The sequence below is a fragment of the Flavobacterium pokkalii genome (assembly GCF_014596575.1).
Classification (GTDB): domain Bacteria; phylum Bacteroidota; class Bacteroidia; order Flavobacteriales; family Flavobacteriaceae; genus Flavobacterium; species Flavobacterium pokkalii.
The window spans coordinates 23,647-38,613 of record NZ_NASZ01000001.1 but is presented as its reverse complement, the minus strand read 5'-3'; the positions used below and the strand labels follow the sequence as shown (position 1 = coordinate 38,613).

Below are 14,967 nucleotides of genomic sequence, written 5' to 3'. Positions count from 1 at the left end.
CAATAAAATGAAAGGTACATTATTGATCAATTTAGGTTCGCCTGAAAGCCCAACTCCCAAAGATGTAAAACCGTATTTAGATGAATTTTTGATGGATAAATACGTGATTGACGTTCCGTTTTTATTAAGAGCGTTATTGGTTCGCGGTATTATTTTAAGAAAACGTCCGGAAGATTCAGCCGAAGCCTATAGTAAAATTTGGTGGGAAGAAGGTTCTCCTTTGATTGTGCTTTCAAAAAGAATGTTTGAAAAAGTAAAACCACAATTAGGTATTCCAGCTGCTTTATCGATGCGTTATGGAAATCCGGATATTTATTCCGGTTTAAAAGAACTAGCCGATAAAGGAGTGACTGAAGTATTGCTGTTTCCATTGTACCCGCATCATGCGATGTCCTCAACGGTTACGGTTTTAGAAAAAGCCGAAGAAGTGCGCAAAAAGCATTTCCCAAACATGAAATTTTCATCCGTTCCTGCTTTTTACAACAAACCCGATTATATTCAGAACCTTGCCGATTCGATTAAAAGTTCATTGACAGCATACGATTACGACCATTTGTTGTTTTCGTATCATGGATTGCCGGAGCGTCACATTCGCAAAACAGATATTACCAAATCGCATTGTAAGATAGACGGTTCTTGTTGTAATACTCCTTCGCCGGCTCATGCATTTTGTTACCGTCACCAATGTTATGAAACGACTAAATTAGTAACAGAAGCTTTAGGAATTCCAAAAGAAAAATACAGCGTTACTTTTCAGTCTCGTTTAGCAGGTGATAAATGGTTAGAGCCTTATACTGATGTTGAAATCAACAAAATGCCTGCAAAAGGGATTAAGAAACTGGCGGTAGTAACACCGGCTTTTGTGGCGGATTGTTTAGAAACTTTGGAAGAAATTGCCATGCGTGCTAAAGAAGAATTTGAAGAACACGGGGGAGAAGAATTCCTCGCTGTTCCTTGCTTGAACGATGGTGACGACTGGTGCAAAACCGTAAGTAACTGGATTAACGACTGGGCGAAATAGATTTAAGATTGATGAATATTGATTAACGATTTTAGATTTAATGCTACGTCTTTAGAATGGAACAATCAAAAATTAAAAATCGTTAATCTAAAATCTAAATTCAAATGGATTATTACAACTATTTAAAATCTTTGCACCTCATATTTGTCATTACCTGGTTTGCGGGTTTGTTTTATATTGTGCGTTTGTTTGTTTACCAAATTGAAGCAGCCGATAAACCTTCTCCTGAAAAGGAAATTTTGCAAAAGCAATTCAAAATTATGAGTTATCGCCTGTGGTATATTATCACCTGGCCATCGGCGGTTTTAGCCAGTATTTTTGCCTTTTGGATGCTGTTGTTTACACCTACGGGAAATGCCTGGTTGCAAATGCCGTGGATGCACGTAAAACTTGGCTTTGTTTTTGTGTTGTATTTGTATCATTTAAAATGCCATCAGATATACAAACAATTACAAAAAGATGAGGTAAACTATTCCACCAATTTTATGCGTTTGTGGAATGAAGGAGCAACGATTATTCTTTTTGCGGTTGTTTTTTTAGTAGTTTTAAAAAATGCCGTAAATTGGATTTATGGTGTCATCGGGATTATTTTGTTCTCGATTCTTATCATGCTGGGTTTTAGATTTTACAAAAAAATAAGAGAGAAAAACAGTCAGCAGTAGCAGTATGCAGTTTTAAACTGCCACTGATCACTGCTACTGAATACTGCAAACTATGTTTAAGAGCTTCAAATTATCAATGCTATCCTTGCGAATTCGAATCTTTCTTTCGATGATCGTAGTGATAATTGTAGCTTCGGTTTTACTGGCTTCTATTTCAATTATTCAGTTTAAAAGTGAAGCCAAAGAATACCATCAGGAACGTTTGGAACGCAAGGAAAATGCGGTTCGTGAACACATCAATTACATTCTTTCTACGACTACTTATCCTTTGACAACCGAAAATCTGGATTTGATTTTTAAGGATAAAATTCATGAATTGGCTCACATTCATAATATCGAAATCAATATTTATGATTTGGACGGAAACTTACTAAAATCCTCCAAAGAGACCTTTTCGGTGGACAAAGTAGCGCCGCCCATTCCTAAATACATTCTGAAACTGGTTCGTTCTTCGATTGAAAAACGTTATGTGGATATTACGACCATTAACGGCATTAAAAATCGATCTTCGTTTACCCAAATTAAAGATGATAAATTCAAACCGCTGGGGGTTTTAAACATTCCATATCAGGAAGATGACGGATTTTATGACAAAGAATTACATGGTTTTCTCATCCGGTTGAGTCAGGTGTATTCTTTCATGCTGATTGTCGCTTTTGCCTTAGCTTATTTCCTTTCTTCCTATATTACCAAATCACTGAAAACCATTTCGGATAAATTAAACGAAACGCGTTTGAACAAAAAAAACGAAAAGATTTTAATTACTGCCAACAGCAAAGAAATCAATTTGTTGATAGCCGGTTATAACCAAATGGTGGACGAATTGGAAAAAAGTGCCATTAAATTAGCGCAAAGCGAAAGGGAAGAAGCCTGGCGCGAAATGGCCAAACAGGTGGCGCATGAAATTAAAAATCCGCTGACACCAATGCGATTGACAGTGCAAAGCTTCCAACGTCGTTTTAATCCGGATGATCCGAATATTTTGCAAAAAATGAAAGATTACTCCGAAACCTTAATTCAGCAAATTGATACGATGAATTCGGTGGCTTCGGCATTTTCTAATTTTGCCTCGATGCCGGCACAACAAAATGAAACGCTGAATGTGGTTGAGGTAGTCGAATTGGCCTTAGATATTTTCACCGAAAATCAAATTGTTTTTGAAAGTGAAGCACCGGAGATAATTTCGAAGATCGATCGTACCCAATTAATCCGAATAATTACTAACTTAGTAAAAAATGCCATACAATCGATTCCTGAGCAACAAGAGGACAAGAGGGTAGCTGTTTCGGTCAAAAAAGAAGATAATAATGTGCTAATTGTTGTAGAAGATAACGGAATCGGAATTAAAACGGAGGATATATATCGTATTTTCGAACCTAAGTTTACCACCAAAAGCAGTGGAATGGGACTGGGATTAGGAATTATAAAGAATATTATCGAAAACTATAAAGGCAGCATCGACTTTGAAACCGAATACGGCAAAGGAACACGTTTTACAGTTTCGCTACCCATTATTAACTCTTAAATCAACACAATGAGCTACCAAAACATTTTGATTGCAAAAGAGCATAATATTGCAACCATTACCATCAATCGACCTGAAAAATTAAATGCTTTAAATAAAGTAACTATTGCCGAATTGCACCATGCTTTTTCAACTTTGGAAATGCTTCAGGATGTTCGCGCCATTATTTTAACCGGAAGCGGCGAAAAAGCCTTTGTGGCCGGAGCAGATATTGCCGAATTTGCCGAATTTTCAGTAGAAGAAGGTATTCAGTTATCGGCTCAGGGACAGGAAACCTTGTTTAATTTTGTCGAAAACCTTCGGGTGCCGGTTATTGCAGCCATCAACGGATTTGCACTGGGAGGAGGCTTAGAATTGGCGATGTCCTGTCATATTCGTGTGGCTGCTGAAAATGCTAAAATGGGACTTCCGGAAGTTTCTCTGGGCGTGATTCCCGGTTACGGAGGAACACAGCGTTTGCCGCAGCTAATCGGTAAAGGACGTGCCTTAGAAATGATTTTAACGGCCGGAATGATTTCGGCTGAGGAAGCCTACCGAATGGGATTGGTAAATCATATTTGTAAACAGGCTGAGCTTTTGAATTTTTGTAATGAATTGGCCCAGAAAATGATTAAAAATTCTCCGGCAGCCATCGCTATGGCGATTCATGCAGTAAATGCTAATTACAGAGAAGGGGAGAATGGCTATGAGACCGAGATTAAATCCTTCGGAAAATGTTTTGGAACGGTGGATTTTAAAGAAGGAACCAAAGCCTTTTTGGAAAAAAGAAAAGCGGTTTTTACAGGAGAGTAGTTTAGTGTTCAGTCCCGAAGTCTCGGGATTAGATTTCAGAATTAAATAATTAAAAAAATAAAATGTCATACGAGCCTATTTTTGCGCTTTTTTGGGAAAGAGTAAAACAGAGTATAGAAGATAAAACTTTTGCCAAATTAACGCTGGCAAAAACCATTGGAGATACCGAAATCAAGAATGTTTACATTCGTCCGGTTTTGTTGGAGAATGATGTGATGCAAATGTCGGTTATAAGCCGTTTTAAAACCGAGGAGACCGAAAGTTTTTATTCTTTGGAGGAAACTTATCCTATTTTATTTTCGTTGATGAATAAGCCTTTTTTAAGTGCTTTGTTATTTACCAGCGAACAAGATGTGGTTTTTAAACTCAATAAAAAACGAGTCGGAAGCATCACCGAACAAGCACCGACTTTCCTGAATCCTTCGGACGTAATTTTGGAAATGAAAGCAAAGGGAATTTGATTTCAGATTGAAGATTTGTTAATGCTGAATTTTGATTTAAAAAAATAAATAAAACATTTTAGTGCATGAAAAATTTATTGGTAATTGCTTTTATTCTTTTTAAAAGTTCAATTATTGGTCAGGAATTGTCAGATAAAGAAATTATTAATAAAGCTGTTGTGTTCTTAAAAGTTAATGAAAAGGATCTTTTGGCTGATAAAATTTGCTTGAAAGCACTTCCGAATCAAAATGAAAAAGTAATTGTTGTTTTGCCGGTAATTAGCAATCGTGATGCGGAATGTGATTATTGTTTTGACATTGACAACAACCTATTGGTTTATAATAAAAATACCAAATCTTTTGAATCCAAATACACTAAAAAAGCGGAATGGACTTCGGATGCTTTGAAATTTGATGAAATAAAGATTGATACTGGACTTTATTATTTGAACAAAAATACCAGAGCTTTTGGCATTAGATATAGTTATAGCGGAAGTTCAAGTGTAAATCCATTTAGTTCAAATTCAATTAATCTTTATTGTTTTAAAAACAACCAAATTGTTGAAGTATTGCATGATTTTGAACTTGAAAAATCGAATGGTGAAAATGGTGGTGGTTGTGAAAATGCTTCATTTGAAACCTCAAAAAGTGTTTTTGTTATCAATACTAATTTAGCAGATAAGTTTAATGATATTATTGTCAAAACGAAGTTCAAAGACTATTCACTTGATGCCAATTGCGATAAAGAAATCATCAAAAAACAGAGTTCAAAGCAAAGCGTATTAAGATTTGATGAAAAACAGAAAAAATACGTTTTAGTGAAATAGTATATAAACAACAAAGCCACTCTGAGAATAGTGGCTTTGTCTTTCATTAAGGGTGTTTTTTAAAGACTATCAAACTTTAGACGAAATTAATTCCATCCACCGCCTAATGATTTGTACATGTTAACTTTAGCAGCTAACTGTTCTTTTTTGGTTTCCACCAATTGTAATTTGGATTCTAAAGCATCACGTTGCGTTAATAAAACTTCCATATAATCGGCTCTTGCCGCGCTGAAAAGTTTGTTAGTAATTTCGATAGAATTGGTCAAAGCCTCCACCTGATGTTCTTTTTGCTCGTAGCTTTTCTTCAGGTTATCAATTTTAGACAAACCGTTTAATACTTCGATATGGGCATTTAAAATGGTTTTTTCGTAATCAAAAACAGCTTGCAATTGTTTGTCATTCGCATTGTAATAAGCGGCCTTAATAGCTTTTCTGTTGATTAACGGAGCAACCATATCACCAGCTAAACCATACAATACGGATTCCGGCATCGTGGTAAGATATTTGGTCTTGAACGATTCTAAACCTACACCAGCTCTTAACGTAAATGAAGGATAAAAATTAGCACGAGCCACCTTTGTATCCAGTTTGGCGGCCTGCAATTCATATTCTGCTCGTCGGATATCCGGACGATTGGTTAAGAGCTGTGAAGGAATACCAGCATAAATAGTATCTACTTTTTGTTCTATAAAATTATCTGAATTTCGGTCAATATGTTGCGGTGAACGACCGATTAAGAAATTCAGTCTGTTTTCGGTTTCTACAATTTCCTGCTTTACATTGTACAGTTCGCTGGTGTTTTTATACACTTCGGCTTCCAGTCTTTGCACACCAAGAGCGGTAGCTTTGGCAGCCTGCATTTGCAAACGAATAATTGTCAAACCGTTGTTTTGCAATTCTAAGTTTTTAGTCAAAATTGCCAGTTTGTTGTCTAAAGCCTGTAATTCATAATACGAATCAGCAATTTCCGCAATTAAGCTGGTAACCATGAAATTTTTACCTTCCATTGTAGAAAGGTATTCCATTACGGCAGCTTTTTTAGCATTGCGCAGTTTTTTCCAAACGTCCAGTTCCCAGGTTGCAAAAGCGCCCACTTTGTAATTTTGTAAGGGTTCAGGGAATTCTTCTCCCGGTTTGATGTCCGTATTCGCATCATTAGCTCCCTGACTGGTATAACGACCTACTTTTTCTACTTCGGCTGCTGCCTGAATACCTACAAATGGTAAATATTCTCCTTTTCGGGCCTGAATTTCATTTTTGGCCATATCCACCTGTTGCAACATGATATTCAACTCCTGATTGTTGGTCAGAGCCGTTTCAATAAGTGCATTCAGATTAGAATCATCAAAAAATTGTTTCCATTTTATCTGAGCCGAATTAGTAGTATCATTCGAAGTAACATTCTGAAATTGTTCCGGTAAATCCTTTTTTTCATCGCGCACGGTTCTTGTTGGTACACAACTTTGAAAAACAAGGGTAGATAAGGTCAGTCCTAACACTGACCTTATGTTTATAAATTTGAAAATTGAATTATTCATTGTCTTCCTCTCTTTTCATTAATTTTTTCAATTGTTTGTTCATTTCTTTCAGCCTTAATTGAAGTTTACTTTGGCCCTCACTAGCTCTCATGAACTCTTCAGAAGCCGGTTCGTTATGTTCATCCTGAATTAAAGTACGACCGTCGCTCATTTTGGCAAATATGTAATACAAACCTGGAATTACAAAGACTCCGAATAAAGTACCGATAATCATTCCTCCCATAGCCGAACCTCCAATGGTTCGGTTACCAATGGCTCCTGCTCCGGTTGCAATTACTAACGGAATTAATCCCGCGATAAAGGCAAATGAAGTCATCAAAATAGGGCGGAAACGCAATTTGGCTCCTTCCATAGCCGCATCGACAATACTCATGCCCTGAGCCCGCTTCTGGACGGCAACCTCTACAATCAGTACGGCATTCTTACCGAGTAATCCAATAAGCATGATGACCCCAATTTGAGCATAAACGTCATTAGACAATCCCATTAATTGTAATAAAGCAAATGATCCAAAGAATCCAACAGGTAATGATAATAATACAGCCAATGGTAATAAGAAACTTTCATACTGTGCGGCTAACACTAAGTAAACGAAAATCAATACTACCCCGAATACATACAAAGCATCGTTTCCTCGGTTTGCCTCGTCATAAGATAATCCTTCCCAAGCAATATCATATCCTCTTGGCAATTTCAATTTAGCAACTTCTTTAATGGCATTAATGGCATCGGCACTGGTGTATCCTTTAGCCGGTAATCCACGAATAGCAGCCGAGTTGTACAAGTTGTAACGGGTAATCTCGTTAGGACCTAAATGTTTGGTTACTTTCATAAAAGAAGAGTAAGGAACCATTTCGCCAGCCTCATTTTTCACGAATAAATTTTCCAAATCCGAAGGAATTCTTCGGTATTCCGGACCTGCCTGCGTATAAACTTTGAAAAATTGACCAAATTTGATAAAACCTTGTTCGTAAGTACTACCAATAAGGATGTTTAAATTGTCCATTGCTTTTTTGATCGTTACGCCTTTTTGCATAGCCGCTTTATTGTCAATGTCTAATTTTAACTGCGGATAATTCGCCGAATAGAAAGTAAATACTCCTGTAAGTTCTTTGCGTTTTTCTAATTCCGCAAGGAAATCGTTGTTTACTCTTTGGAATTCCTGATAATCGGTTCCATTGGTTTTATCCAATAAACGCAAAGAGAAACCTCCCGAGGAACCAAATCCTGGTACAGCCGGTGGTTCAAAGTATTCAATGATTGCACCCAGATTTTTAGATTTACCTTCCAATTCTTCCATGATTTCATGTACCGAATGAGAACGTTCTTCCCAAGGTTTTAGGTTGATCAAACAGGTACCTGCGTTTGAACCACGGCCTTCGGTCATAATTTCATAACCCGCTAAGGATGATACAGAAGATACACCGTCAATTTCTTCACAAATTTTCTGTAATTTTCTTGCAACATCATTGGTACGCTCTAAGGTTGTTCCAGGAGGGGTTTGGATAATCGCATAAATCATTCCCTGATCCTCACTTGGAATAAATCCGGCAGGAAGCGCTTCATTGGTGAAATAAGTCGCAACACTAAATCCAATTAGAATTCCAAAAGTAATTACTCTTCGGTTTACAATGTGTTTCAAAATACCTACATAGTGACCGGTTAATTTTTCGAATCCTTTGTTGAACCAATCGATGAAACGATCAATAGGTGATTTTTTCTTGGTATGACCATGATTGTGTTTCAACAACATGGCACAAAGTACCGGTGTCAATGTCAAGGCAACAACGGCCGAGATGATAATTGATCCCGCCATAGTAATGGAGAACTGACGGTAGAATACCCCAACAGGTCCTGTCATGAACGAAATAGGAATAAATACGGAAACCATTACCAAGGTAATCGCAATAATAGCTCCACCAATTTCGCCTAATACCGCTTTGGAAGCTTTAAATGGCGTGAGATGTTCTTCTTCCATTTTTACATGGACGGCTTCTACAACCACAATCGCATCATCGACCACAATACCAATGGCTAATACTAAGGCAAATAAGGTTATCAGGTTGATGGATAAACCAAACATTTGCATAACAAAGAAGGCTCCAATTAAGGATACCGGTACTGCAATAACCGGAATTAAGGTCGAACGCCAGTCTCCTAAAAACAGGAATACTACGATGGATACTAAAACAAAGGCGTCTCTAAGCGTGTCTATTACCTGTTCAATAGAAGCATTTAAGAAGCTGGATACGTCATAACTGATTTTGTAACCCACTCCCGGAGGAAGATCTTTTTCCAGTTCTTTTAATTTGGCTTTTACAGCCTTAATTACATCACTACCATTGGTTCCAAGGGTTTGTTTTAAAACGATTGATGCAGATGGTTTTCCGTCTAAGTTGTCGTAGATGTCGTAGAACTCACTTCCTAATTCTACATTAGCAATATCACCTAATTTGATTGCTTCACCATTTGCATTGGCACGAATGATGACATCTTTGTATTCCTCCGGAGTAGAATAACGGTCTCGGTAGGTTAATACATATTCGAGCGATTGTGATTTTATACCGGAACTTTGTCCAATTCTTCCGGGTCTTGCCAGGATACTTTGTTCCTGCATGGCTTCCATTACTTCTTCTGCCGAGATATTGTAAGCACGCATACGGTCTGGTTTTAACCAAATACGCATGGCATATTTACGGCTACCCAGAATTTGCGCACTGGCAATACCGTTAATACGTTGTATTTCACGAAGCATGTTGGTGTAGGCATAATTGTAAAGGAATTTTTCATCCATTCCATGGCCTTTTTTGCTGTATAAATCCACATACATCAACATACTTGGCTGAACCGGAGTAATGATAACCCCTTCACGTTGTACTAAGTCCGGTAACAAGGGCATTACCTGGTCGACCCTTGTTTTTACCCTGATAACGGCGACATTGGGGTCGGTTCCAGGTTCGAAAATGACACGAATAGTTCCTTCTCCCGCACTGGTAGCATCGGAAGCAATATAACGCATTCCCGGCACCCCATTGATGGCAGTTTCCAGCGGAATCAAGGTTGATTTTACCAATACATCCGAGCTTGAACCCGGATAGGCAATAAATATATTTACAGTGGTAGGTGCAATTTCAGGAAATTGCGAGATGGGTAATTGTTTGATGGCAAGCAACCCCATAAATACAATGATGACCGAAATTACAATCGCTAAGACCGGTCTTTGAATAAACTTTTTAAACATTTTATTGTTTTTTTAAGGGTTGTTACTCGGCATAAACATCAAGATGTTTCATTACATATTGTGCATTTTCAACTTTGAATTTTACTTTTTCATTGTTTTTAACCAATCGTAATCCGTCTAATAAAATGCGATCGTTTACGTCTAATCCTTTTTTTACTGTAAAAAGATTTTCTAAAGTAGCTCCAATGGTAATTTCTCTTTGTCTGACTACTCCGTTTTTATCAATAACAAAAACATAGCGCTTGTCTAATACTTCAAAAGTTGTTTTTTGAGGAATGATTAATACGTTTTTCAAAGGAACGGTCATTAATATTGTTCCGGTTTCTCCGTGTCTTAAAATTCCTTTTGGGTTAGGGAAAGTAGCTCTGAAGGCAATATTTCCGGTTTCGTTGTTGAATTCTCCTTCAATAGTTTCCACAATACCGGTGTGATCAAATACCTGATTATTAGCCATCAAAAGCTGAACTTTTTGTTTCTTACCTTGGTTAGCACTTTCCATGTAATTTAAATATTCGGCTTCCGGAACATTGAAATACACCCACATTTTGCTGTTGTCAGAAAGTGAAGTTAGTAATTCACCTTCTTCAAGCATACTTCCTTCTCTGGCTAATAAATGATCCATTACGCCGTCAAAAGGAGCTCTGATAGTGGTAAATCCTAGATGTGTTGCTGCTAATTGGATTTCGGCATTGGCTTTATCGTATTTTGCTTTAGAAAGCGCTAATTCGTTTGGAGAAACTACTTTGCTGTCAGCCAAAAGTTTAGTGTTTTTGTATTCAATGGCCGCAACATTTCCTTCGGCTTTTGCTTTTTGTAAGTCGGCCTGATACACATTAGGCATGATTTGGAACATTAATTGTCCTTTTTTAACCTTTTGTCCTTCGTCTACATTTATTTTTTGAAGGTATCCTTTCTCCATTGATCGCAATTCAATGTGACGGATAGAGTGAATTTGGCAAACGTATTCTTTAACTATTGAGGTGTCCATTGCTACCGGATTAGTAACCTGGAATGTCCTCTCTTCTTTTTTTTCTTCTTTGTGTGAATTGCAACCAATAGTGCATAGAATGGCCATAAGACCAATGAAAATTGAGGTTTTTTTCATGATAATTATTTGTTTTTAGACGGTATGGTATGATGCGTTTTGAGCTGAGGTTGACAAACGACAGCTGTGCCTTATCTTTTGCTTGTTGTTAAAAACAACTACAAAGGATATGGTGAAATGAGTTTTTTATAAAAACTGAAAAAGAGGAAAGGGGATCAAATTCGAAAGACCTCGAATAAGATGTAGCGTGGATTATTTGTATATAAATGACAAAATTCTTCGCGTAAAGCAAAAGAATTATTGATTTTATACGTAGGAATGATACCCGAAGGCTGTTGCTTAAAATAAATGCTATAGCAACTTAATTTTTCTGTCTTTTTTTCAGGAGAGGCGTTTTCAACGTCTTCTTCTTCATTATCAGTAGTGATTTCTCTTCTTTTGAATAAATCGTTTTCAGGAAAAGATGAAGTAATGTGAAAACTAAGGAAGTAGTTTATGAATTCCGTGTTTGCTGATTTGCCTGAATTTGTGTGATGACTGGAAGTAATAGCCTGTAAACTAGCTGAATGGAAATGAGCCATTAATTGTCCATTGCCAAATAGTAGCAGCATACATAAAAGAGTAATATGTTTTATTGCTTTTTTCATCAATGCTGCAAATCTATATCGACAAAACTATTTTAGCAAGTATTCGTTAATAAATATTTGTTAATAATGATAAAAGCATCAAAAAATCTGTTAAAAGGTAGTTTTTGTTGTTATAAAATCAGAGTTTGTGTTAAAAAACACAAGAAAAATCGCTCTGATTATTTTTCTCCTTCCCACTCGGCATAAAATTGTGAAAGGAAATTTTGCATGAACTGATGTCTTTGCTGCGCAATTTGTTTTCCGGTTTGCGTATTCATTTTGTCTTTTAACAACAATAATTTTTCGTAAAAATGATTAATTGTTGGCGCCTGACTGCGTTTGTATTCTTCGACGCTCATATTGGTATTTGGTGCTATTTCAGGGTCATAGAGCGCCCGGTTTTTAAATCCGCCGTAATTAAAAGCACGGGCAATACCAATGGCTCCAATGGCGTCCAATCGGTCAGCATCCTGAACAATATCAAGTTCGACAGAATGGAAGTTTTTGTCAAAATTTCCGCCTTTAAACGAAATGTTTTCGATGATATTAATTATATGACTGATGGTTTCCGGAGCAATATTTTTTGATTCCAAAAAGTTTCGGGCTGTTTCTGGTCCGATTGTTTCGTCACCGTTGTGAAATTTGCTGTCGGCAATATCATGGAGTAGGGCAGCGAGCTGAACAATTTGCAAATCACATTTTTCTTCACGGGCAATTAACAAAGCGTTTTTATAGACTCTTTCAATGTGAAACCAGTCGTGACCGCCTTCGGCATTTGCTAATTGTTGTTTTACAAAAGTGATTGTTTTGCTGATGATGTCAGTGTTGGTCATATTAGTGTTTTAAAAAAAATGTTGATTTTCAAAGTTTTTGTACTTCAAAAATCAACATTTTAATTTATTTAATTCAATTTTAAAAATCGTAAAATCTAAATTCTGTTTTCTAAAATTTGAAATCTACAATCTAGCCGGTTCTACCCATTTAAAGATGTGAGATTCTTTGGGAATGACTAATCTTTCGGAAATTCTAGCCATTCGGGCAGGTAATTTCATTAAGTAATCACGGGCTTTTTCGGCTTCGTCAGTCAAACCAGCGATTTTGTCAATTTCCCATTTGTCAATTAATTTTTGCATGATATCCACGTAGTCATTGGCGGTATAAACCCCAATACGTTGCGCTGAATCTGAAAATAATTCGAATGCAGAACTGATTTTTTGTCCTGATTCTCTCAGGAAATGAGCCGGCATAACGATTTTTTGTTTCATCATGTATTGGAAAGCCAACATCATTTCGCTTGGATCTACTTTGAAAATTTCGCTTACAAAATGGCTGTAAGCATGGTGGTGGCGCATTTCATCTCCGGCAATCATTTTACACATTTTAGACAATTTCTTGTCGCCATAGCTTTTGGCTAATTGTGAAACTCTGTTGTGTGAAACATAAGTCGCTAATTCCTGGAAACTGGTGTAAACAAAGTTTTTATACGGATCTCTTCCGGTACCAATATCAAATCCGTCGTTGATTAGATGTTGGGTAGTCATTTCGATTTCGCGCATGTTTACACGACCTGATAAATACAGGTATTTGTTCAATAAATCACCATGACGGTTTTCTTCTCCGGTCCATTCACGTACCCAGGCTGACCAGCCGTTTCGGCCTTCATTGTCAACTCCTTCTACTTCCATTAGCCAGTTTTCGTAGGTAGGAAGCGCCTCTTCGGTAATCATATCACCTACCATAGCTACCCAGAAATCATAAGGTAAATCCTTAGAGATTTCGCGTAATTCTTTTACTTCTTCTAAGAAGTTATCTCCTTCAGAATTTGGTAAAAAGTCCGATGGCTGCCATATTTGTTCCACTGGAATCAAATATTGTTCCATGTAGCTGGCCACGTTTTTTTCCAAAAACTGCATAACTTCTAATCGAATGTTTTTTATAGACATTTTGTATATTTTAAAATTTTATTCCTTTTACTACTGCACTTTCTGTCTTTTCCATTAATTCAGGAAAACTATAATCACTCACTTTTAAAGGAGTGTGAATGGCAAAGGTAAGATGATTTCCTAAACCTACCGGGAAAAACCCATATTTTACCATTTTCCACGAATTATTAATACTCACAGGAACAATATAGGCTGAAGGTGCATTTTTGCACAATATTTTCACACCGGTTTGGGCAAATTCTTTTGGTTTTCCTGTTTTGCTTCGGGTGCCTTCCGGGAAAATTACTGCCGAGCGTTTGTTGTGTTCGATATATTCAGCTAATCTTTTTATCTCAGGAATGGCTTGTTTAGGATCTTTTCTGTCAATTAATGCGGCTCCGCCATGTCTTAAATTGAAAGAAACACTTGGAATTCCTTTGCCTAACTCTTTCTTACTTACAAATTTACAATGAAAACGACGTAAGTACCAAATCATTGCTATAATATCGTACATACTTTGATGATTGGCTACAAAAATCAAAGGAACTCCCTGAGGAATTACTTCCCGGTTTTCTATGGTGTAAGTCGTTCCTACTAAGTTAGTGCATTTTAGCAAAAAAAAGTTCAAATAATCGACACTTTTTTTGTGCGCCTGATAACCAAAAAGATTCAGGCAAATCCATTGAATAGGATGAAAAATGACTAACGTGAGTCCGAAACACAAATAGTAAATTACCGATATGGGATACGAAACAAGTTTTTGCATTTTTAAAAAAAATTAGCTGCAAAAGTAGTAAATAATTTTTTAGTGCTATTTAATTCCTAAATAATAATAGGTTTGGGGTTAAATTGTAACTTTGTAGTCTTAAAAATTTGACCTTATACCATAAAAATGAGCTTTAATTATCCAAAAAACGAAAAACTTAAAAGTAAAATCAGCATTGGATTGTTATTCTCTGAAGGCAAATCGGTTTCTAAATATCCATTGCGTTTAGTGTATCATTCCGGTTCTTTGAATGAAAATGAAAAAATCAAAATGGGTGTTTCGGTTTCTAAAAAATACTTCAAAAAAGCCGTTGACCGTAATCGTTTTAAGCGTATTCTTCGCGAAACTTATCGCCTGAACAAACATATTTTGTTGGATAATCTGGACAAACCTTATGCGTTTATGTTTTTTTATCAAACCAAAGAGCGTTTGACTTACGAAGAAATCAATACCAAAACCATTCAATTGTTTGAGAAATTTGTGAATCAAAATTTAAAAGCAGAATAGATTTGTTTTTTTATGCGAATATTCATTATTTTTAATTGATGATATTTAAAATTAA

14 protein-coding genes are annotated in these 14,967 nt (G+C 36.6%); 7 read left to right on the top strand and 7 right to left on the bottom strand.

Going from position 1 to position 14,967, the window contains the following annotated elements:
• Nucleotides 1–7: 7 nt before the first annotated feature.
• The 6 genes from hemH to B6A10_RS00085 all read left to right on the top strand — a co-directional run bounded on the left by hemH (nt 8) and on the right by B6A10_RS00085 (nt 5,267).
• A complete protein-coding gene (gene hemH / locus B6A10_RS00110; RefSeq protein ID WP_188219225.1) occupies nt 8–1,021 on the top strand; it encodes a ferrochelatase in 1,014 nt (337 codons plus the stop codon).
• A 104-nt stretch (nt 1,022–1,125) separates the two neighbouring features.
• Nucleotides 1,126–1,683: a CopD family protein gene (locus B6A10_RS00105; RefSeq protein WP_055094802.1), complete on the top strand. Its 558-nt coding sequence runs from the start codon at nt 1,126–1,128 to the stop codon at nt 1,681–1,683.
• A gap of 109 nt (nt 1,684–1,792) precedes the next feature.
• On the top strand, nt 1,793–3,208 hold the full coding sequence (locus B6A10_RS00100; protein ID WP_188219224.1) for an ATP-binding protein: 1,416 nt from the start codon (nt 1,793–1,795) through the stop codon (nt 3,206–3,208).
• A 9-nt stretch (nt 3,209–3,217) separates the two neighbouring features.
• Nucleotides 3,218–4,000 (top strand): enoyl-CoA hydratase/isomerase family protein, encoded by a 783-nt coding sequence (locus B6A10_RS00095; protein WP_188219223.1) that lies wholly within the window; start codon nt 3,218–3,220, stop codon nt 3,998–4,000.
• A gap of 62 nt (nt 4,001–4,062) precedes the next feature.
• Nucleotides 4,063–4,461: a hypothetical protein gene (locus tag B6A10_RS00090; protein ID WP_188219222.1), complete on the top strand. Its 399-nt coding sequence runs from the start codon at nt 4,063–4,065 to the stop codon at nt 4,459–4,461.
• Nucleotides 4,462–4,526: 65 nt separating this feature from the next.
• Nucleotides 4,527–5,267 carry a PA3715 family protein gene (locus B6A10_RS00085; protein WP_188219221.1) on the top strand — a complete coding sequence of 247 codons (741 nt, stop codon included), beginning with the start codon at nt 4,527–4,529 and terminating at the stop codon, nt 5,265–5,267.
• 86 nt (nt 5,268–5,353) lie between these two features.
• On the opposite strand, the gene B6A10_RS00080 is transcribed toward B6A10_RS00085, so the two are convergent.
• The 7 genes from B6A10_RS00080 to B6A10_RS00050 form a co-directional block, all read right to left on the bottom strand.
• Nucleotides 5,354–6,805, bottom strand: a complete 1,452-nt coding sequence (locus B6A10_RS00080) for a TolC family protein (protein ID WP_188219220.1) — start codon at nt 6,803–6,805, stop codon at nt 5,354–5,356.
• A complete protein-coding gene (locus B6A10_RS00075) occupies nt 6,798–10,046 on the bottom strand; it encodes an efflux RND transporter permease subunit (RefSeq protein WP_188219219.1) in 3,249 nt (1,082 codons plus the stop codon). The genes B6A10_RS00080 and B6A10_RS00075 overlap by 8 nt, the downstream gene beginning before the upstream one ends.
• A gap of 22 nt (nt 10,047–10,068) precedes the next feature.
• Nucleotides 10,069–11,151 carry an efflux RND transporter periplasmic adaptor subunit gene (locus B6A10_RS00070; RefSeq protein ID WP_188219218.1) on the bottom strand — a complete coding sequence of 361 codons (1,083 nt, stop codon included), beginning with the start codon at nt 11,149–11,151 and terminating at the stop codon, nt 10,069–10,071.
• 155 nt (nt 11,152–11,306) lie between these two features.
• On the bottom strand, nt 11,307–11,702 hold the full coding sequence (locus B6A10_RS00065; protein WP_188219217.1) for a hypothetical protein: 396 nt from the start codon (nt 11,700–11,702) through the stop codon (nt 11,307–11,309).
• Between the two features lie 194 nt (nt 11,703–11,896).
• Entirely contained in the window at nt 11,897–12,550 is a 654-nt protein-coding gene (locus tag B6A10_RS00060; protein ID WP_188219216.1) for an HD domain-containing protein, read from the bottom strand.
• 123 nt (nt 12,551–12,673) lie between these two features.
• Nucleotides 12,674–13,660 carry an acyl-ACP desaturase gene (locus tag B6A10_RS00055; protein ID WP_055094823.1) on the bottom strand — a complete coding sequence of 329 codons (987 nt, stop codon included), beginning with the start codon at nt 13,658–13,660 and terminating at the stop codon, nt 12,674–12,676.
• A 10-nt stretch (nt 13,661–13,670) separates the two neighbouring features.
• On the bottom strand, nt 13,671–14,405 hold the full coding sequence (locus B6A10_RS00050) for a lysophospholipid acyltransferase family protein (RefSeq protein ID WP_188219215.1): 735 nt from the start codon (nt 14,403–14,405) through the stop codon (nt 13,671–13,673).
• Nucleotides 14,406–14,531: 126 nt separating this feature from the next.
• Between B6A10_RS00050 and rnpA the strand changes: the two genes are divergently transcribed.
• Entirely contained in the window at nt 14,532–14,912 is a 381-nt protein-coding gene (rnpA, locus tag B6A10_RS00045) for a ribonuclease P protein component (RefSeq protein WP_188219214.1), read from the top strand.
• Nucleotides 14,913–14,967 lie beyond the last annotated feature (55 nt).

Coding starts and splice junctions, on each gene's coding strand:
- hemH (WP_188219225.1), top strand. CDS start 8: ATGAAAGGTACATTATTGATCAATTTAGGTTCGCCTGAAAGCCCAACT.
- B6A10_RS00105 (WP_055094802.1), top strand. CDS start 1,126: ATGGATTATTACAACTATTTAAAATCTTTGCACCTCATATTTGTCATT.
- B6A10_RS00100 (WP_188219224.1), top strand. CDS start 1,793: ATGATCGTAGTGATAATTGTAGCTTCGGTTTTACTGGCTTCTATTTCA.
- B6A10_RS00095 (WP_188219223.1), top strand. CDS start 3,218: ATGAGCTACCAAAACATTTTGATTGCAAAAGAGCATAATATTGCAACC.
- B6A10_RS00090 (WP_188219222.1), top strand. CDS start 4,063: ATGTCATACGAGCCTATTTTTGCGCTTTTTTGGGAAAGAGTAAAACAG.
- B6A10_RS00085 (WP_188219221.1), top strand. CDS start 4,527: ATGAAAAATTTATTGGTAATTGCTTTTATTCTTTTTAAAAGTTCAATT.
- B6A10_RS00080 (WP_188219220.1), bottom strand. CDS start 6,805: ATGAATAATTCAATTTTCAAATTTATAAACATAAGGTCAGTGTTAGGA.
- B6A10_RS00075 (WP_188219219.1), bottom strand. CDS start 10,046: ATGTTTAAAAAGTTTATTCAAAGACCGGTCTTAGCGATTGTAATTTCG.
- B6A10_RS00070 (WP_188219218.1), bottom strand. CDS start 11,151: ATGAAAAAAACCTCAATTTTCATTGGTCTTATGGCCATTCTATGCACT.
- B6A10_RS00065 (WP_188219217.1), bottom strand. CDS start 11,702: ATGCTGCTACTATTTGGCAATGGACAATTAATGGCTCATTTCCATTCA.
- B6A10_RS00060 (WP_188219216.1), bottom strand. CDS start 12,550: ATGACCAACACTGACATCATCAGCAAAACAATCACTTTTGTAAAACAA.
- B6A10_RS00055 (WP_055094823.1), bottom strand. CDS start 13,660: ATGTCTATAAAAAACATTCGATTAGAAGTTATGCAGTTTTTGGAAAAA.
- B6A10_RS00050 (WP_188219215.1), bottom strand. CDS start 14,405: ATGCAAAAACTTGTTTCGTATCCCATATCGGTAATTTACTATTTGTGT.
- rnpA (WP_188219214.1), top strand. CDS start 14,532: ATGAGCTTTAATTATCCAAAAAACGAAAAACTTAAAAGTAAAATCAGC.